Annotated in this window: 17 protein-coding genes; 6 read left to right on the plus strand and 11 right to left on the minus strand. The window is 43.0% G+C overall.

Features of this window, described 5'->3' with window-relative positions:
• Nucleotides 1-142: 142 nt before the first annotated feature.
• The gene (locus tag B3J29_RS06215; protein WP_261634963.1) at nucleotides 143-589 is read right to left on the minus strand and encodes an ABZJ_00895 family protein; all 447 of its coding nucleotides are present in this window, start codon (nucleotides 587-589) and stop codon (nucleotides 143-145) included.
• A 627-nt stretch (nucleotides 590-1,216) separates the two neighbouring features.
• Here B3J29_RS06215 and B3J29_RS06220 point away from each other — a divergent pair.
• From B3J29_RS06220 to B3J29_RS06230, 3 genes are read left to right on the plus strand one after another with little or no spacing between them, the layout of a single operon-like run.
• The gene (locus B3J29_RS06220; RefSeq protein WP_261634964.1) at nucleotides 1,217-2,470 is read left to right on the plus strand and encodes an exonuclease SbcCD subunit D; all 1,254 of its coding nucleotides are present in this window, start codon (nucleotides 1,217-1,219) and stop codon (nucleotides 2,468-2,470) included.
• Between the two features lie 8 nt (nucleotides 2,471-2,478).
• Entirely contained in the window at nucleotides 2,479-6,090 is a 3,612-nt protein-coding gene (locus tag B3J29_RS06225) for an AAA family ATPase (RefSeq protein ID WP_286964616.1), read from the plus strand.
• Nucleotides 6,091-6,093: 3 nt separating this feature from the next.
• The gene (locus tag B3J29_RS06230) at nucleotides 6,094-7,200 is read left to right on the plus strand and encodes an acyltransferase family protein (RefSeq protein ID WP_286964617.1); all 1,107 of its coding nucleotides are present in this window, start codon (nucleotides 6,094-6,096) and stop codon (nucleotides 7,198-7,200) included.
• Between the two features lie 31 nt (nucleotides 7,201-7,231).
• Here the strand turns inward: B3J29_RS06230 and B3J29_RS06235 are convergent, their stop codons facing one another.
• Complete coding sequence (locus B3J29_RS06235) at nucleotides 7,232-7,921, minus strand: YggS family pyridoxal phosphate-dependent enzyme (RefSeq protein ID WP_286964619.1); 690 nt, start codon at nucleotides 7,919-7,921, stop codon at nucleotides 7,232-7,234.
• Nucleotides 7,922-8,044: 123 nt separating this feature from the next.
• Between B3J29_RS06235 and B3J29_RS06240 the strand changes: the two genes are divergently transcribed.
• Both B3J29_RS06240 and B3J29_RS06245 read left to right on the plus strand, forming a co-directional pair.
• The gene (locus B3J29_RS06240; protein WP_286964620.1) at nucleotides 8,045-9,082 is read left to right on the plus strand and encodes a type IV pilus twitching motility protein PilT; all 1,038 of its coding nucleotides are present in this window, start codon (nucleotides 8,045-8,047) and stop codon (nucleotides 9,080-9,082) included.
• Nucleotides 9,083-9,111: 29 nt separating this feature from the next.
• Nucleotides 9,112-10,233, plus strand: a complete 1,122-nt coding sequence (locus tag B3J29_RS06245) for a PilT/PilU family type 4a pilus ATPase (protein WP_004783234.1) — start codon at nucleotides 9,112-9,114, stop codon at nucleotides 10,231-10,233.
• Nucleotides 10,234-10,300: 67 nt separating this feature from the next.
• Here B3J29_RS06245 and fur read toward each other — a convergent pair whose 3' ends face one another.
• On the minus strand, nucleotides 10,301-10,738 hold the full coding sequence (gene fur, locus B3J29_RS06250) for a ferric iron uptake transcriptional regulator (protein WP_004783237.1): 438 nt from the start codon (nucleotides 10,736-10,738) through the stop codon (nucleotides 10,301-10,303).
• A 112-nt stretch (nucleotides 10,739-10,850) separates the two neighbouring features.
• Here fur and B3J29_RS06255 point away from each other — a divergent pair, with 112 nt between their 5' ends.
• Nucleotides 10,851-11,249, plus strand: a complete 399-nt coding sequence (locus B3J29_RS06255; protein WP_004783238.1) for an outer membrane protein assembly factor BamE — start codon at nucleotides 10,851-10,853, stop codon at nucleotides 11,247-11,249.
• A gap of 103 nt (nucleotides 11,250-11,352) precedes the next feature.
• Here the strand turns inward: B3J29_RS06255 and B3J29_RS06260 are convergent, their stop codons facing one another.
• The 8 genes from B3J29_RS06260 to B3J29_RS06295 all read right to left on the minus strand — a co-directional run bounded on the left by B3J29_RS06260 (nucleotide 11,353) and on the right by B3J29_RS06295 (nucleotide 20,102).
• The gene (locus B3J29_RS06260; RefSeq protein WP_214001515.1) at nucleotides 11,353-11,682 is read right to left on the minus strand and encodes an RnfH family protein; all 330 of its coding nucleotides are present in this window, start codon (nucleotides 11,680-11,682) and stop codon (nucleotides 11,353-11,355) included.
• The gene (locus B3J29_RS06265) at nucleotides 11,682-12,761 is read right to left on the minus strand and encodes a hypothetical protein (RefSeq protein WP_286964623.1); all 1,080 of its coding nucleotides are present in this window, start codon (nucleotides 12,759-12,761) and stop codon (nucleotides 11,682-11,684) included. Before B3J29_RS06265 ends, B3J29_RS06260 begins: the two co-directional genes overlap by 1 nt.
• 159 nt (nucleotides 12,762-12,920) lie before the next feature.
• Nucleotides 12,921-13,376 carry a bacteriohemerythrin gene (locus B3J29_RS06270; protein ID WP_214001517.1) on the minus strand — a complete coding sequence of 152 codons (456 nt, stop codon included), beginning with the start codon at nucleotides 13,374-13,376 and terminating at the stop codon, nucleotides 12,921-12,923.
• A 295-nt stretch (nucleotides 13,377-13,671) separates the two neighbouring features.
• A complete protein-coding gene (locus tag B3J29_RS06275) occupies nucleotides 13,672-14,520 on the minus strand; it encodes a class II glutamine amidotransferase (protein WP_214002321.1) in 849 nt (282 codons plus the stop codon).
• 268 nt (nucleotides 14,521-14,788) lie between these two features.
• Entirely contained in the window at nucleotides 14,789-15,697 is a 909-nt protein-coding gene (gene argB / locus B3J29_RS06280; RefSeq protein WP_214001518.1) for an acetylglutamate kinase, read from the minus strand.
• 10 nt (nucleotides 15,698-15,707) lie between these two features.
• Nucleotides 15,708-17,126 carry a phosphomannomutase/phosphoglucomutase gene (locus tag B3J29_RS06285; protein WP_286964625.1) on the minus strand — a complete coding sequence of 473 codons (1,419 nt, stop codon included), beginning with the start codon at nucleotides 17,124-17,126 and terminating at the stop codon, nucleotides 15,708-15,710.
• A gap of 418 nt (nucleotides 17,127-17,544) precedes the next feature.
• Entirely contained in the window at nucleotides 17,545-17,997 is a 453-nt protein-coding gene (gene dut, locus B3J29_RS06290) for a dUTP diphosphatase (protein WP_004783254.1), read from the minus strand.
• A gap of 65 nt (nucleotides 17,998-18,062) precedes the next feature.
• Complete coding sequence (locus B3J29_RS06295; protein WP_286964627.1) at nucleotides 18,063-20,102, minus strand: UvrD-helicase domain-containing protein; 2,040 nt, start codon at nucleotides 20,100-20,102, stop codon at nucleotides 18,063-18,065.
• Between the last annotated feature and the right edge of the window lie 59 nt (nucleotides 20,103-20,161).

Below are 20,161 nucleotides of genomic sequence, written 5' to 3' on the forward strand. Positions count from 1 at the left end.
AAATCAAAATGTTAGATGAAGTAGGCTGGATCGATAAATAAGGAATTGTTATCAGGCTATACAGAAAACGTCTGATTTTCTATCAGCCTGATTTAGCTTTTTGAATTTAATCTCAACGATTTTGATATAAAGAGTTAAAATCTTAGCTAAAAATTTTTGCTGCCATACGCTGTGCCTGTTTGCCGTAAAACCAGTAGGTCAGCAGATAAAGCGGAATCGCGATGAGCAGGAACATGATCACGACAATGCTCATAAATTGTGGCTGTTGCAGATATAGTAAAAAGTCCTGCCAGGCATTCGGATTGGAACGCGTCGCAATAGCAATTCCTAGAATTAAAAACACCAGGTTATAACCCCAATAAATCAGGCTGAATCCTAAGGTAAACTTTTTACGCTCTGCCTGGGTGGGCGCCCGTTGCTCCTTTTTTAAAAATTTAAATAGTACCCAGATCATCGCCACCAGATAAGGCACAATGGTTAATACTGCGCCCATGCCAGTCGGCATTAACGCCGCCACAACCCCGCAAATGCAGGTAAAAATAAAGCATAGGAAGAAAAACCAGAGAAAATAGCGAGTTAGAGACACCATTAGCAGGACTCAAGGACGATTAATCAACTAGTATAAAAAAAATTAATTTTTTTTTCATTTTATTGTCAACCTAAAGCGAGATGCTGACGTTATATAGGGTACAAGGTTCGGAAATTTGGACTGGCATCCACAAATTTTCGTTCTCTTTGCTAAAGCAATAAGTCCAGTGTTTTAGAAAATTTTGAATAGCAGCCAAAATTTTCACTATACACAAATCTTTGACCGACGATTTCATCATCACTCGAATCGTCGGTTTTTATTTTTTGGACGAACCGTTTTTAACAATTCGCCTGCCAATCTTTATTAGCTTCTTATGCAGCATAAAATAATGATTTCCTGTAGTTTTTCAAGTCTGTTTTTAGCAATTTTTATAAAAATATTGGTTCTGCTATTCAGATGTTATGAAATTGCCTGAAGTAAGATTTAAAATAAAAACGCTGTATTCAATACTTTATATATAAACATCATATTTTATTGATTTCACAAGTATTATTCTTATATTCAAAATTACGCTGAAAATAGTTTCAATGAAGTGTAGCAATGAAATAGATCAAAATATTTTTTTCAAGTAGATTTTTAGCTAGGCTTTTTTCTATAGTAAGAAGGCAAAAATAAAGGTGGGTATACATGGCAGTTCATTTTCTACATACTTCTGATTGGCATTTGGGACAATTTTTCCATAACCATGACCGTGAATTTGAACATGCACAATTCCTGAAATGGCTTCTTGAACAAATCAAGGAAAAACAGCCACATGCCCTACTGATTGCTGGTGATATTTTTGATGTCATCAATCCCGCTTCCAGTGCCCAAAGACAGCTTTATCAATTCCTTGCCGATGCCCATGAACTGGCACCGCATATGCAAACCCTGATGATTGCTGGCAACCATGATTCAGGTTACCGGATTGAACAGGTCCAACCTTTATTGACCAAATTCAATGCTAAAGCGGTGGGTATTGTCGGCCGGACTGCGGACAATGCTCTTGATCTGGATCGTTTACTGGTTCCGATTTATGACCAGCAGCTAGAGATTATTGCCTGGTGCCTAACCCTGCCTTATTTGCGTAGTGCCGAGATTACCGGTATTAATGAACATACCCATAATAGCCAGAATGCCATCAGCTATCTGCACCAACAGTTGATTGCCGAAGCCAAAGCACGTAAGCAGCCACATCAGGCACTGATTCTTATGTCACATGCACATATGCAAGGCGGTGAAACTTCCGATTCCGAACGCCCCATTATTGTCGGCAATGAAGAGGCTCTCTCAACGGCGCTATTTGATGAAGTCATTGACTATGTCGCTCTGGGACATCTGCATAAACCGCAGAAAGTCGGTCAGCCGCATATTCGCTATAGTGGCTCCCCAATTCCCCTATCCTTTAGTGAGATCAACTATTCGCATCAGGTTGTTGAAGTCAGAATCGATCCTGAACAAAATGCTGAACAGCGTTTTCAGTTTGAAGCGCTGAAAGTTCCTCGTACTGTCGAGCTATTTAGAATTCGGGAAAATCTGGAAAATCTGCTCAGCAAAGTAAAAGCACAGCCGACTGGGGAAATTGAGCATCTGGCAGCACGACATTTTCTGGAAATTGAATACACTACTGATGCACCGCCACCAGTAGATTTACGTCAGCAGATTGAACAGGCACTGCCGCCAAATCGTTATCGTCTGCTACGCATCAGCCGGATTTATCAACGACAAGCAGAAGATCAGGCCGATAGCTCTAAAATTGACTTGGCACCACCAACGCCTGAATCGCTGTTTTTCAATATCTGGGAAAAAATGGGCTATAGCCAGGATCATTCGGTACAGCAGGATTTTCAGCAGTTACTGGTCGAAGCCCAACATGAACTTGCACAAAAACAACAAGCTTAGGATCAGCCATGAAAATTATCCGTCTGAGCCTAAATAACCTCGCTTCTCTCGCTGGTACGCATCATATTGATTTTGAATCGAATCCACTGGCACATGCTGGCCTGATTGCAATTACCGGAAAAACCGGTGCTGGTAAATCCACCCTGCTTGATGCCATGTGCCTGGCCTTGTATAACGAAATTCCACGTTTAAAGGGCGCCACAGGTAGCCTGAAAGATGCAGGTGGTCAGGATGTCTCAATCAAGGACTCCAAAAATATTCTGCGCCGTGGCTGCGTACAGGGTTTTGCCGAGCTTGAATTTATTGCCCTAGACCAGAAACGCTATACGGCACGCTGGGAAATTCGTCGTGCCCGGCAGAAAGTGGATGGTAATTTAAAGGTCGATCGTGCTATTACCTGTCTGGATGATCAACGCGTGTTGAATCAGAAAATTTCTGAATGCACGCCGCTGATTGAAAAACTGGTCGGCTTGAGTTTTGAGCAATTTACTCGTGCAGTTTTATTGGCACAGTCCGAAGTTGGCGCTTTTCTAAAAGCCAAAGATAATGAACGTGCTGATCTACTTGAATATCTGACCAATTCTCAGATTTTCAGTCTGGTCAGCCAGAAGGCCTTTGAAAAACACAGTGAGGTGAAGCAAAAACGCGCTGATCTGGAAAAATTAATCGGTCATCTGGAATTGTTGTCTGAAGAAGATATTGCTGCTCTACAGCAGCAACACACGACTTTAAAACAGGTGGTTGAGCATCTAAACCAGAGCGAAAAAGTACTGGAAAATGACCTGAAATGGCATCGCCAGCAGCATTATCTCTATACTGAAATTCAGGCCAAAAAAGAAATCTATACGGTTCAGCTAGATGCTGAACAGAAAATGGCACCGCAAAAAAAGTTATTAGATCAACTGGATCAGTTTCAGCAGATTCGGGAACAGTTTGTCCAGCAACATCAGTTCCAGAAGCAGCGTAGCCATTTACTGACTCAGCAACAAAATTTTGTTGCCGAATTCACGTCAGTTCAGCAGCAGCGTGATAGCGAACAGCACAAATTACGGCACATTCAGCAACTGCAACAACAGCAGCAACAAGAGTTCCATAAGATCAAACCTTATCTGGATCAAGGACTCAAACTGGATCATGAAATGCTATCGATTGGCGAGCAGTATAAGCAGCTTTTAGCCGAACAGCAGACCTATAGAACCCAGCAGATTCAGCCTGTTCAGAATCAGCTGGTGCAGACTGAGCAACGTTTACAACAGGTTCAGACTCAGTACCATCAGATTCAAAGGCAACTGGAACAACACAGCTTCTTAGCAGTTTTTGATGACGAGCCACAAGCAACCTTACAACGCTTGCAGGATTATCAGGAACTGCATCAGAAATTCATGCGGCAGCACTCAGCACTTTTCCAATCCAGCCGCACTGAACTGGAACAGCAGCAACAGGCTTTATCTGCCAGCTTGCAGGAATTCACTCAGCGCTATACTCATCTGGACCAGCTTGAACAGCAAGTCCAACAGTTCCAGATCCAACAACAGCAACTCAGTACCCAGCATTCGAAGCTTGAAGCTTTAATGCGAACCGTACAGCAAATGGCTGGCTTAGAAGCTGAAAACCTACAATTAAATTGCGACTTAAAAAGCCATCATGATCGCTTAAAGCAACTAGAAACTGAACTTATTCAATTACAGCAACAACGTCAGGAAGCAGAACAGGCCTTCGAACAATTGCAACAAGTATTGGCTCAGCAACGTTTATTACAGGCACAAAGTGTGCAGGAATTACGTGCACAGCTGAAACCAAATGAGCCTTGTATGGTCTGTGGCAGTCATGAGCATCCTTTTGTACAGCATCAGGAACTGCTAGAAAATGCTTTGCAACAGCTACATGACCAGCAGCTTCAGGAAGCTCAGAAAAAACTACAGCAACTGACTCAGGCATATCAGCAAGCACAAATCCAGCAATCTCAACTACAAACCTTAATTGAGCAACATCAGCAACGCAGCAGTCAGCTCAATACGACACTACAACAGCAGAAGGTTCAATTAAATCAGGATCTTCAGCAATTTGATTTGCTGTTTGATTTAAGCCAGAGTACAGATCATTTGCAGCAACAGCTTGGTCAGCATGTGCTTCAACTTCAACAAGAACAACAGCAGCTAGCACAAACCCTGCAAAATCAGCAAAGTGACTGGAAACAATGGCGTCAGCAACAGCAACAGCTGGATCAGCTACGTTTTAGCATACAGCAGCATTCACAGTTAGAACAAATGATTCAGCCGATTGTTAATTTACTGCCTGAATCCTTGCAGAAATCCTGGATTACTGATGTCTCATCAAGCTGTCAGCAGTTATCTCAACAACTACAACAACGTCAGAAACAGTCTCAGGAATTCAAAACCCTAGAGACTCACATGCAAAGCTTAAATCAGCAGATTGAAAAAGCACGTGATCAGCTCAGCCTGCATCAGCAATATGATGCACAGTTACAGCAAAAGATGAATACGGCACTGAATATGGGTAAAGCGCTACGTGAACAGCTCAACCACCTGACCCTTACCCATGCCGGACAGATTTATCCTAAGGCACAGGAATGGCGTGACCGTTTGGAGCAACAACAACAGGCGTTGGATGAACAGTTACGGGCACAGAGTCTGATGACCCAGCAGCATGATCAGCGTTTACAACAGGCTGAACTGAAAAAACAGAGTTTCATCACTCAGATTCAGCAACTAGAACAGCAGATCAAGCAATGCCAGCAATCTATTCAGGACTGGCAAAATACACATCCTGCGTTTGATGCCGAGCATATCCAGCATTGCCTGAATATTGACTTGCAACAGCATCAGCAAATTCGCCAGCAATTACAGGCACAACATCAGGCGGTTGAAAATGCCAAAACGGCTTGGGACATTCTGGAAGAACAATATCAGCATCATTTGAAGTCCAAGCCTGAACTTAGCTTTGAAGAAGTTGAACTGCGCTTAAGTAGTCTGGCACAGGAAAAAGCTGAACAGGAAAATTCCTGTAATGAAGTAGCCACCAAATTAAGAATACATGCCAATAACCAATCGACCTTACAACGTTACCAGCATCAGATTGAACAGGTCAAAGCTGAAGAATATCGTTGGGGCCGGATCTATGACCTGATTGGCCATAAGGAAGGCACCAAATTCCAGAAAATCGCGCAGGAACATCATCTAGATATTCTGGTCGAATATGCCAATCAGCAATTACAGCCCCTGGCGCCGCGTTATCAGCTGTACCGGATTCCAGACAGTTTAAGTCTGGCGATTATCGATCTGGATATGAACAGTGAAGTACGTCCTGTCCTGTCACTCTCTGGCGGTGAAACTTTCCTGGTCTCTCTGGCTCTGGCCTTAGCGATTGCCAATATGGCTTCCGGCTCTATGAAGCTGGAATCGCTATTTATTGATGAAGGTTTTGGTACTTTAGACCCGGCTTCCTTACATATGGTCATGAATGCTTTAGATCATTTACAAAGTCAGGGGCGTAAAGTGGTGCTGATTTCACATGTACAGGAGATGCATGAACGGATTCCGGTTCAGATTCAGGTTAAACCGGTCGGTGCCGGTGCCAGTACTATTCAGATTATAGGTTAAAGCATGAACTCCACCCCGAACAAGCTCTCGCCCTATTTCAGCTTACAGCTTGAGAGCTTGCGGGGTATCAGTGCCATTGTGGTGCTATTCAGTCATAGTTTTCAGGCTTTTATCGCACCTTTTGATCTGAGCCTATATTCCTGGGTACGTCTATTAGGCCAGGCTGCTGTGATGATCTTTTTTGTGCTCAGTGGCTTTTTAATCGGGACTTCGATTCAGAACAACATCCAAAAACATGAAAATTTTAATCTGCGGCAGTATATACGGCAGCGTTATCGCCGCATTTTACCGCCCTTTCTGTTTGCATCCGCTTTCAGTCTAGTTCTATATGCACTAGCACCTACATTTTTTGCTTCACATAGCCATGAGTTCCAGAACAGTTTTGGCATGATGATCCGGACTGCCTATAACATTGGTACTCAGGATTTTTTGGGTTCTTTATTCTTTCTTAATGGCTTTATTACACCGACGGTATCTGCCAATGCACCGCTCTGGAGCCTGAGCTTTGAAGTCTGGTTTTATGTGCTGGCCGGATTTCTGCCTTTTTTAAAAAATTCTGAAATCGCTAAAATTGGCTTTTTTATCTTGCTTCTAGGGCTTTCCATACTGAACTTTCAGTTTCTGTTTTATTTTCTGCTCTGGCTAGTTGCCTTTGCCAGTTCATTCCGGCAGATCCAGCTGCGCTTTTTGAGTCAGCTACAACCCGTTAAATTAGTGCTCTTTGGTTTGGCGTTTATAATTGCCTGTGCGGATGCTTACCAGTTTCATGTCATTGAACAGGCTGACTTATATCGTGTAAATTATTTTGTGCCGTTTAACCTGTGTATGGGACTCGCCTTTGTCTGCTGGATTGTGCAGCTGCAACATCAGCAAAGCCAATATCAACCAGTTTGGCCTCAATCTGCAAATTTCTCCTATACACTTTATGTCACCCATTTTCCTTTACTACTTTTTATTCTAGGCTGCTTTCCTGCAACGCTTGATTATGGTCTTGAAGGTGCCGTTTTATCCTTGTTTATAAGCATGTGCAGCTTAATTTTCTTTGCCTGGCTTATGGCCCAATGGCTGGAACCCCAAAGAAAAAAAGCGTTATCAACTACTCTGCAATAACGCTTTCCCAAAATTCAATTGTCTGTATACATCAGTCCGCTTTTTTAGGACGTGCACCAAACAAGGCAGTTCCTACACGCACCATGGTAGAACCTGCTGCAATCGCCTCGGTCATGTCGGCAGACATCCCCATACTTAAAGTATCCCAGTCTTCAGGTTTTGCATGATGACTTTTGACCTCTTCGAACAAGGCTTTGGCATCTGCGAAAGCCTGAGTATTTTCTGGTGCAGGAATGACCATCAAACCACGTAAGCGCAAATTCGGTAATTGACTGATCTGTGCTACTAGATCAGCCACTTCCTCAGGCTGACAACCGTCCTTGCTATCCTGCCCATCAATATTGACTTGCAGACAGATATTAAGCGCAGCTTGAGAATCACTACGCTGATTAGATAAACGTTCAGCAATAATCAAACGATCCACCCCATGCACCCAGGCAAAATTTTCTGCCAGATGTTTGGTTTTGTTGCGCTGCACATGACCGATAAAATGCCACTCAATATCCATGTCTTTGAGTGCTGTGATTTTTTCCAGCGCTTCCTGTAAATAGTTTTCACCAAAGGCACGCTGACCAGCCTGATACATTTCTGCCAGCACAGGGCTAGGCTGGGTTTTGGAGACGGCCAGAAGTTGCACCGAATCCGGCTCACGCCCCGCCAGAGCGCAGGCGGACTGGATCTGAGCTAAAACCTGATTTCGTGACTGTTGCAGCATATTCATTGATGGGGTTCTCATTTCGTGCGGGATTTTTTCCCTTGCTCATCAACTAAGTGTTGGTTAAGCTGTGGGAAAGCCTTATTATTCTAGCAAAATAAATAACATTTTAATGAACTCGGGGACCTTATGGATATTACAGAACTGTTAGCCTTTTCTGCTAAAAATGGTGCGTCGGATTTACACTTATCAGCAGGTTTGCCACCCATGATTCGTGTGGACGGGGAAGTACGTCGCATCAACCTGCCTGCACTGGAACATAAAGAAGTACACAAACTGGTGTACGACATCATGAATGACAAGCAACGCCGTGATTATGAAGAAAATCTGGAAACTGACTTCTCATTTGAAGTTCCAGGTGTGGCCCGTTTCCGTGTGAACGCATTTAACCAGAACCGCGGTGCAGGCGCAGTATTCCGTACCATTCCATCTAAAGTACTGACCATTGAAGATCTAGGTATGGGCCAGATCTTTAAAGATATCTGCGAATATCCACGTGGAATCGTATTGGTGACAGGGCCAACCGGTTCGGGTAAATCAACGACGCTTGCGGCAATGCTGGACTATATCAATGACAACCGCTATGACCATATCCTGACCGTCGAAGATCCAATCGAATTTGTACACCAATCGAAAAAATGTCTGATCAACCAGCGTGAAGTGCATCGTGACACGCATGGATTTAATGAAGCATTACGTTCTGCATTACGTGAAGACCCGGATATTATTCTGGTCGGTGAGATGCGTGACCTTGAAACCATCCGTCTGGCACTCACTGCTGCGGAAACCGGTCATTTGGTCTTCGGTACCCTGCATACCACCTCAGCGGCAAAAACCATTGACCGTGTGATTGACGTGTTTCCTGCTGAAGAAAAAGACATGGTCCGTGCCATGTTGTCAGAATCTCTACAAGCCGTTATTTCACAAACCCTATTGAAGAAAAATGGGGGTGGTCGTGTGGCTGCACACGAAATCATGATCGGTATTCCGGCGATCCGTAACCTGATCCGTGAAAACAAAGTGGCACAGATGTACTCTGCGATTCAAACCGGTGCCAACTATGGCATGACCACGCTGGATCAAAGCCTGAAAACGCTGGTATCAAAAGGGATTATCAGTCCGCAAATCGCCCGTACTGCAGCAAAACAGCCTGAATCATTCTTATAAAAATAATTAATTTTTTTTGGGGTTTTATCATGGACTTTAACGGCTTACTCAACTACATGGTAGAGAAAAAGGCCTCGGATCTGTTCATTACAGCCGACGTTGAACCCTCTATCAAAATTAACGGTCAGATTGTACCGATTGGCTCGGTGAAATTACCGGGCGCGGCTGTGGGGCAGTTACTTAACTCAATCATGACCGAGAAGCAGCGCAAGGAATTTGCCGACACACGCGAATGTAACTTCGCCATCAGCAACCCGGACAAATCAGCACGTTTCCGTGTCAGCGCATTCCAGCAACGCGATCAGCCAGGCATGGTACTGCGCCGTATTGAAACCGTCATTCCGACCATGGATGAGCTGAAGTTACCGCCAATTCTAAAAGAACTGGCAATGACCAAACGCGGAATCATTATTTTTGTGGGTGCAACCGGTACTGGTAAATCGACTTCCCTCGCCTCTTTGATTGGTTACCGTAATGAAAATTCCAAAGGTCATATCATTACTATTGAAGACCCGATCGAATTTGTGCACCAGCATAAGGGTTGTATCATTACTCAGCGCGAAGTCGGTATCGATACTGACTCCTTTGAAGTCGCATTGAAAAACACCCTGCGTCAGGCACCAGATGTGATTCTGATCGGTGAGATCCGTTCTCGTGAAACCATGGACTATGCGATTGCCTTTGCGGAAACCGGTCACCTGGTTTTTGCGACCCTGCACGCCAACAACGCCAACCAGGCCATCGACCGTATCATTCACTTCTTCGAAGCCGACCGTCACAGCCAGTTGTTTATGGATCTGTCCCTGAACATGAAAGCCATTGTGGCACAGCAGCTAATTCCAACTATCGATGGCAATGGCCGCCGCGCAGCGATTGAAATCCTGATCAATTCGCCATTAATTGCGGATCTGATCCGTAAAGGCGATGTGCATGAAATCAAGGATTTGATGAAACGTTCACGTGAACTGGGCATGCAAACCTTCGACCAGGCATTATATGACCTGTATAAGGCCAAGCAGATTAGTTATAAAGATGCACTAAAACATGCTGACTCACCAAACGACCTGCGTCTGCAAATCAAACTGTCAGAAGAAGGTGGCGAGCATTTATTACGTGCGCATTCCAATATTACTTTTGATGGTCAAACCTGATCATTTTCAAAGCATAAAAAAAACAGGCTTTTAATAAAGCCTGTTTTTATTTCAGCCTAAAGCTAAATTATTTCTTACGGTAAGCTTCCTGACATTCAGGCGCGTCACAATAACCATAAAGATTAAGTGAATGACCAGTCAATGCAAAGCCAAATTTCTTCGCAACTTCGTGTTGTTCATGTTCAATAACATCATTCGTAAATTCAACGACTTTGTTGCAATTTTGACAAACCAAGTGATCGTGGTGATCTTCCTGCATAATTTCAAAAACTGAGTGATTATTTTCAAAATTATGACGCTCGATAATCCCTGCTGCCTCAAATTGTGTTAACACACGATACACAGTTGCAAGACCCACATCTTCCCCTTGTTCGAGTAAAGTCTTATAAATGTCTTCAGCGCTAAGGTGATGCCGTCTAGAGTTTTCTAATAGTTCTAATATTTTAATTCGTGGAAGGGTAACTTTCAGTCCAGCTTTTCGTAAATCTTGGTTTGAAATAGGCATGTAAAAAGGTCTCTCAACAAAATCAAAGTTGGAATAGGCAACAAAGTTTAGATGCAGTATGATCTATCCTTGGATCAAATGCATCATAATTAATTTGGGATAGTGTAGCAAAATGCAAAAAATCATGCTGACGTTATTCGTCACTTCATTGCTTGTCGGCTGTTCGACATTAGGTGTGTACAAAGTTGATATTCCTCAAGGAACACCTTTAACTCAAGCACAAGCCTCTAAAATTCAGGTAGGAATGAGCCACCAACAGGTGCGTTTCCTGCTCGGTAGTCCAACAGTATCTGATCCGCTCAATCCGCTACGCTGGGACTACATCTACAACTATACCCCAGGAACCTATGCTAAAAAAGCCAAGATCCCAGCAGCCCAAGGCCAGCATCTAAAAATTTACTTTAATCAGTCTGGTATCGTAGAACGTATTGAAGGTCTGGAAACCATTCCAGAATCTCAGCCAGGTCTACCAGGTTCCAAAGAAGCGATCTTAAATGCCCCACCACTATAATCGGTTTTGCATAAAAAAACCCCTGTATGATCAGGGGTTTTTTTAATTAAATAGATTGATTTATCAAATAATCAGACCATCTGTTCAATAAAGCCACATTCCACTAATCGGAACATTTATTTTGCTTGAAACGGTTACCTTTGGCATAACGGCCCACCGGATTCTTTTCAGCGCGTTTACGGCGAATATCCTTGGGATTAATGGTTAAAGCACGATAAATCTCTACCCGATCCCCTACTGCCAATGGCTGGGTGTGATCCTGTAGCTTAACGCCAAAAATACCCAGACTCAGAGGTTCAGGCAATTCCACCTGTGCACGGATTCCGCTTTGCTCAATTGCATCCAATGCGGTCATGCCGGGCTGGAAAGGTACGGCAATATGAAACTGTTGTTCCGGGGTAGCATAGGCCACCCAGATCATTGCCTCAGTCATCAAAAAAATTGTCCTAGTACAGCAACAATGGCCAAAATAATTGAAACTGGCAAGACAATACGAACTGCGATACGCCAGATGTTATACACCGCTTCTGAGCTGAAGTTCATCGATTTACGCAAATGGCTGATTTTCATGATCCAGCCAGCAAACAAGGCATAAATCAGACTGATCACCAGTCCCCAAAGAATCAGCAGATTATTGAAAATTGGAGCAACATTTGAAATTAACCAGACCAAGGTGGCAGCGATCACAATCGCCCACTGAATGATGATATTCATTTGACGTTGCTGTAATTGCTCACGTGCCATTTGCATAAGCAAAGCAGCGGCTGCGACAATGGCTGCGATTAAAGCAAATGCAGGGATTTCAGCTTTTACTGCAAAGAAACCAAAGGCGATGATAGCTAATAGCTGCGCCACCCAAATCGGTAAGGCTGTTTTAGTCGCAACATCCTGCTGTTTTACGACAGCCAGACTTGATTGCCAATACAGCCCCATACCTAGACCACTCGCCACCAAAGCCAATACAGTGGCATTGCCCCACTCTACGAATTGGACGGGTGTTACTTGCCAAGCCGGTAATTCAGTTCCCATCACATTCGCCATAATCAAAGATGCAAGTACGCCGATCGCAGTGATCCCAACCAGAATTAAACGTGGCACCAGCGATAAAACAAATGCAGCAATTGCCAGCACCGCAAAAATCACTGGCTGCTGAACATCAAGATTGGCAACTGCAATCACATTAGAAGCATGATTGAGCATCGCACCCGCAAGGAATGGAATAAATACAACCGCCAGCCAGCCGACGATCCGCCAGCGCTGAGAACTATCAGCTTCACGGGTAAGGCTCGACAATGCCTGTAGTGCAGTGGTTTTTGAGCGTTTCGCCAGCGCTATTTCCAGATAACAGACTGGAAGGGCCAGTATTAGCATGGTCGCTAACCACAACATCCAGAAATCAAGCTGACGGTCAATCTGAATACCTGTTATCGGTGCGAGTGTCGCAATAATAAGAAAGGATAAACAGAAAGCCATCAGAGGCGATAACCATTTTGACATAGCATTGTCCTGCATGATGTATTCCTATAAAAATCTAGCGCTATTTTGCCTTGTGAGGCGATGAAAATCAAAAACAAAAAAGCAAACCACCATGCCCGTGATTTGCTGCGCAAATTTATTATTAAGCTTTATTTTTTATTTTCCCGATTTGTTTTTATTTTAAGAACAATCGAGTTATGAGAAGAAACGGGCAAACCAGTTTTTACCCTTTTTCTTTTCTTTATCTTTAATGATTCCCATCATATTTTCTTTTACCGCACCGACATAATCTGCATCATCGTGCTGAATATGATTGATCAGCCATTTAGATAATACTTCATGTAATTCCGCTTCAATAGATTGGCCCAATTCAAAACGGTCACGATAAGATTCAATCTTTTTAATAAACAGGTTATGCACACGTTTATGCGGCACACGATATTTATAACCCGCTTCTTCCTGAAGTGATTCTTCAAAGGTAAAATGTGACTGGGTATAATCAATAATATTTTCTAGAATCTGTTTAATACGAGCACGATCGGTATTGGCATCAATTCCATCAATCTCATTGATATAATCGAGAATTCGTTTGTGCTGATCGTCAATCACATCGATGCCAGTATTATAATCTGGAACCCATTTCATTTTCATTACGACCACCTATTGATATTAATGATTTATCGCTTGAAAAAGATCATATATCTAATTGATTTAAATAAAAATGAAGTAAATCGGTTGGTTTTCAGCTTATTTTCTATTTAATTAATGTAAATCCTTGTTTATCCAATCAATTATATTTTAAACCCGACCACAAGAATAAAGTATTTTTTGATCGATTTTATATTTCATGGTTTATTTATTTTAATGATTTCACTATAAAATAAATATCAAATTCAAAAAAAACAGGAGCGATGTCCTGTTTTTTAATATCGGATTTTAACCAGATTTAATATAAATCTGCTTTAGTCACCCGTTTTAGCGAAGGATCCAGACGCTCTCTTTCCAGACGGGCGACATGTGTCAATTGAGAACGATATTTGGCCCCATCTCTGAACAAAATCATTTCACCTTCTTGAAATGCTGTCCATTCTTCATTCTGCGTTAGCGGTTCCGTAGTAATCACAGCGACCCGATCTTCAGGCGTGGTGACCTGACTAAAATCCACTTCAACTTCAATATCAATCAGTTGGGCTGGCTTAAATGGATATTCACGCACCAGCCAATGCAGTTTAGTCGTTGCATAGGTAAATAGTGCCTGACCATTGGACAGACAGAAATTAAAAGTGCCATGCTCTGCAATGGATGGAGAAATATCAGCCAGCAAATCAAAAACCTGATCCAGTTTTGGTTCATCATAACCAAAACATTTCACCAGCTGATCCAGCAAATAACAGAAAGCACGCTCACTGTCAGTGTTACCGACTGGCGTAAAACGTCCCGAAAGTTCAGGTAAAAAATCTTTTAAATCACCATTATGAGCAAAGATCCATTGTCGTCCCCATAATTCACGGCTAAACGGATGCGAATTTTCCAGATGAATTTTCCCCTGTGTCGCCTTACGGATATGCGCAATCACATTACGGGATTTGATCGGATAATTACGCACCAATTCTGCAATCGGTGATTCAACAGCTGACTGATTATCAACAAATAATCGGCAGGCCTTATCCTCAAAGAAAGCAATTCCAAAACCATCAGAATGATCTGAGGTAATCCCCGCCCGCTGAGAAAAACCTCGAAATGAAAAGGTAATATCTGTTGGTGTCGCACAATTCATTCCCAGTAGCTGGCACATAATCTTCATTCAGGTCACAGAGTATTCTTAAGGTTATTGTGCATCACAGGCTGGACCTTTTCAAATGTCGATCATTGCAATGCTATGCGCTAAAAATGCTAATAAACTATTTTTTTATATTTAATTTAGCAAAAGGAGTTTAAGCTTCAAAGCTCAGCTTAAAAATGAATACTTTAGATTTAACTTTCATATTTCGAGTGATCAACATCTTAAAATAAAAGAAATAAAAAAGAGTCTCAAGTGAGACTCTATGATATTCAATTTATCTTTATGGACGATGTGGATTGGAACGGTTGGTAATTAAGGTTCCCACACCATGATCAGTAAAGATTTCTAACAAGCTGGCATGTGGTACGCGACCATCCACGATATGCGCACTGATCACGCCACCTTTTACTGCATCAAGCGCACAGCCGACTTTAGGAATCATACCACCATAGATCACACCTGTTTCGATCAGACGATCAACTTCCTGAGTCGTTAAACCGGTCAGCAGATTTTTATTTTCGTCCAGCACACCGGTAATATTGGTCAGCAAAATCAGCTTTTCTGCCCTTAAGGCTTCTGCCACTTTACCCGCGACCAGATCGGCATTGATATTGTAGGTGTTGCCTTCTTCATCGACACCAAGCGGCGCAATCACTGGAATGAAATCACTATTGGTAAACATTTCCAGTACATCAGTTTTCACCCCAACGACTTCACCCACCATACCCAGGTCTACTTTCTGGATTGAACCGTCTTCAGCCGTCTTTTCCATTAACAGCTTTTTGGCGCGTAACAGATTACCATCTTTACCGGTTAGGCCAATTGCACGGCCACCATGTTTGTTGATCAGGTTCACGATCGATTTGTTTACGCTACCACCCAGAACCATTTCAACCACTTCCATGGTTGCCGGATCTGTCACGCGCATACCATCAATACGGTCAGATTCACGGCCTAGCTGTTTCAGCATAGAATCTACTTGTGGACCACCGCCATGTACCACGATCGGGTTTAAACCCACTGTTTTTAATAAAACGATATCACGTGCAAAAGAGCTTTCCAGCTCAGGATCCGTCATCGCGTTGCCACCGTATTTTACCACCAGGGTTTTACCCGCAAAGCGTTGGATATACGGCAAAGCTTCAGTCAAAATTTGTGCTTTGTCGATGCCTGTATGCTGATTTGGCATTCGCCTCTCCTTATTGAGCATCTAAAATGTCTTGAGCGATCTGTGGATAACGGTCACGCAATATGGATACAAACAGATGTCGAATTTCAGTCAGGCCTTGTGCATCATTGGCATCAAAGCGCACCGTGAAATATTCACCCGTATTGGATGCTCGAATGATGCCAAAACCATCATCAAAATCAAGACGTATCCCGTCAATTTTACTGATTCGTGCATTTAATTGCGTAGATTGCTGCTCAACAAAGTTTAAAAGCTCAACAGGCTGCACCTGATGAGTAGAAATATATAAGTCTTCAGTTCCATGACGTTTTGGATAAGCACGTAAGGCTTCACTTAAAGTCATACCTTTCTGATCCAGATATTCCATGACCCGAAGCGCCGCATAGAGGCCATCATCATAGCCCCAGCCACGTCCGTCATTAAAAACATAATGCCCCGCATATTCACCACCAAAAATGGCCTGATGCTGGGACTGCGCCAGATATTTTCGCAGGAATGAGCTGCCAGTACGAATCATCACCGGTTTTCCGCCCAGACGTTGGACTGTATCGCGAATCAGGGTTGAACATTTAACGTCATAAACAAACTGACATGCTTCTGTACCAGTCATACAAATTTCTGCGAATAAACAGAGAAGCTGATCAGCACTAATAATGACACCCTGCTCATCCACTAGTACCAACCGGTCTCCATCCCCATCTAAGGCAATACCCAGATCCGCCTGCTGTTGCATGACGACCTGACGCAAGGTTTGTAAATGTGCTTCCTGAGAAGGATCAGGCGCATGATCAGGAAAATGCCCATTGGCTTCACAACGTAAGGCGGTAACTTCACAACCTAGTTTTTGCAGTACCAAATTGGCACAGCGTCCTGCTGAACCGTTCAGGCCATCCAACACCACTTTAAATGGGTGCTTCAGCTGAATATCTTCAAGCATTTCCTGCTGATATTGCAGACAAAATTCGGGAATAATTTGGTGAGGCAAATCATTCAGGTACGATAAAGAACTATTTACATGAAGTTTTGCTTTTTGTGCGACCTGCTGAATCATCTCGGGACAAGGCGGCTCCCCTGCAATAATCCATTTAATTCCATTATCTTCTTTAGGATTATGGCTGGCCGTGACCATCACACCATTGCCATCAAACTGGCGCGCTGTATAGTACAGCATCGGACTAGAACAACAGCCGATGATGGCGGCTTCAATAGCATAGTCCTGAAAAATACGGCGAATGGTTTCAGCAAAAGCCGGACTGCTGATGCGGGCATCATAGCCAATCGCAACCCGAGTCTGTCCCGCAGCTTGATATTGCTGAGCCAGACCATGCGCAATAGCATCAATCACACCTGTACTGAGTAAACTGACTTTACCCCGGATATCGTAGGCACGAAAAATGTGAGCTGGAAAGGGTTGATTCATGGATCCCATAAACTGTTCTTTTCACTATTGAATGTAAGGAGATAAAATAATGATTAAGCAATCATCATGACTTTAAACATTTGTTTTTGTTTTAAGACTCTGTATTTTTATATGAATTGAATGTGACAATCAATTATAAAAGTATAATTATTAATCTTTTATGTATTTAATTTGTATAACTAGTAAAATAAATAAACCTGACTAAAAATGACTTCTTGCATTATTTATCATCTATTTTCTTAAATTCTGAATGATTTTATTTTTCTATTTAAATGATACTAAAAATTTATTTAAATATTTTTCATTAAAATAAAATTCAAGAATAAAGTTTATTAAATAGCTCTGTCATTTTTTTATTATTTTTATGATTAAAACTACAAAGAAGATGACTTAACTCAGAACATCCAAGTTAAGTCATCCTTTAATTTTAGTTTTTACCGGTATGACCGAAACCGCCCGCGCCACGCTCGGTTGCTTCAAACTCATTCACTAGATCAAACTCGGCCTGTACCACAGGAACTAATACATATTGGGCTAAACGCTCACCAGGTTCCAGGCTAAATGCAGTTTGACTACGGTTCCATACAGAGACCATAAGCTCGCCTTGGTAATCCGAATCGATCAGGCCAACCAGGTTACCTAAAACGATCCCATGTTTATGACCTAAACCAGAACGTGGCAAGATCAAGCCAGCAAATGCTGGATCTTCAATATAAATTGCCAAACCAGTTTTTACTAAAACTGTTTGACCTGGTTCAATTACAGTCGTTTCGTTGACACATGCACGAAGATCGAGTCCTGCTGAGCCAGTCGTTGCATAAGTCGGCAATGGCCATTCCTGACCCAGACGTGAATCAAGGACTTTCACCTGAACTTTCATGTATTTATTCCTGTTGTTTAATATCAAAAAATTTAAAGAATCAAAATCGTAGCGTTCTGTTACTTTTACCGTTTAATCAAGGCGCGTAAATTATCCAGATAATGCTGAGCCTGCTGTTTCGGGTCGATATTACCAGCCAGTTTTTTCTTACGGCCCAACCATTCCAATTCATCTTCTGGAAGCTCATCTAGGAAGCGGCTTGGGGTCATCTGTTTCATCTGTCCACCCGCCTTACGCTGTTCCGCCAAGGTAATAGTCAAGCCCTGACGCGCACGAGTAATCCCCACGTACATTAGACGGCGTTCTTCCTCGACTGTTGCGGCAGCAATCGAGTTTTTATGTGGCAGAATTTCTTCTTCCAGGCCAATCAGATAGACATACGGGAATTCCAGACCCTTGGATGCATGCAAAGTCAGCAAGTTTACTTTATCGGTATCTTCTTCTTCCTGCTGCTGTTCCAGCATATCGAGGAGCACCATCTTACGGATGACACTTTCGATATTTTTCTCATCAACATCTTCAGCACGATTGATCAGGCTCTGAATACTGCTGTAGAGCACTTCAATATTATCGAGCTTAGTTTTTTCCTGTGCCGGTGTCGCTGCGGATTCCTTGATATAGTCAATATAGCCAGCTTCCACCATCATCTGACGGATGATTGGTACAGGTTCATCGTCTTCCAGCAAGTTACGGGTAAAGTTATTGATGAAATCTGAAAATTCTGCCAGTTGTGTCGTTGCTTTCTTTGGAATGACCATGGTTAGACGTTGATCGCCTGCTGCTGACAGTAGAGACAGATTATTTTCCTGGGCAAACAGACCGAGTTTTTCCAGCGTTACCGGGCCAATGGCACGTTTCGGCGTGTTAATAATCCGCAGGAAAGCGCTGTCATCTTCTGGGTTAATGATCAAGCGCAAGTAACTCATGATATCTTTGATCTCTGCACGCGCAAAGAAAGACTGGCCACCTGAAAGTTTATAAGGAATCTGCATCTGGCGCAGCTGGGTTTCTAGAATACGTGCCTGGAAATTACCACGATACAGAATCGCGTAATCTTTCCAGTTTTTACCATTCATCAGCTTATGCGTGATCAGGTCTTTGACTACGCGTTCTGCTTCATCATCATCATTACGACAGGTGATAACCCGAATCACTTCACCATAGCCTTTATCTGACCAGAGCTTTTTATCAAAGATATGCGGGTTGTTGCCAATCACGGTATTGGCAGCTTTCAGAATACGACTGGTAGAACGATAGTTCTGTTCCAGCTTGATCACTTTCAGATTCGGGAAATCCTGTTGTAACAGCGCCATATTTTCAGGTTTAGCACCACGCCAGGCATAAATCGACTGATCATCATCCCCTACCGCAGTAAACTGTCCCATGACCCCAACCAGTAATTTCACCAGAATATACTGTGCAGTGTTGGTATCCTGATATTCGTCCACTAACAGATAACGCACGCGGTTCTGCCATTTATCACGCACCTCTGCATTTTCCTGTAACAGACGCGTTGGCATCACAATCAGGTCATCAAAGTCGACAGCATTATAGGCACGCAGATTTCGCTCATAAAGTTGGTATAAATGCGCGAACTGAACGTCTTCCGGGGTTTCACAGGTGGTATGTGCCTGCTCTGGCGGAATCAGGTCGTTTTTCCAGTCGGAAATCATCTTCATCGCTTTAGCAATCAGTTCTTTGCTTTCAGCACCTGAAAGATTATCGCGATGCATCAGATCCATCAGAATCCGCTTACAGTCATCGGCATCCAGAATCGAGAAATTATTTTTTAGCGGTGTGTGTTTGAGCTCTAAACGCAGCAGGTTCAGACCAAAAGTATGGAAAGTTGAGACTGAAAGGCCTTTGGCTTCTTCTCGGGTCAGCAATTTGGTGACACGCTCTTTCATTTCACGTGCTGCCTTGTTGGTAAAGGTCATTGCCGTGATCCGGTGGGCCGGAATCCCGCAATGCTTGACCAAATACGCGATTTTTCTTGTAATTACCGAGGTCTTGCCTGAACCCGCTCCGGCAAGTACTAACAAGGGTCCTTGAGTATATTTCATGGCTTCAAGTTGCTTGTCATTTAACTGACTGGCGAGTGACATATGGCTTCCTCTTCTAGATTCGGCTCCGATTATAGTCATCTCATGCCCAGATGCCTAAT

The organism is Acinetobacter sp. UBA5984, assembly GCF_002429925.1.
GTDB classification, from domain to species: Bacteria; Pseudomonadota; Gammaproteobacteria; order Pseudomonadales; family Moraxellaceae; genus Acinetobacter; species Acinetobacter variabilis.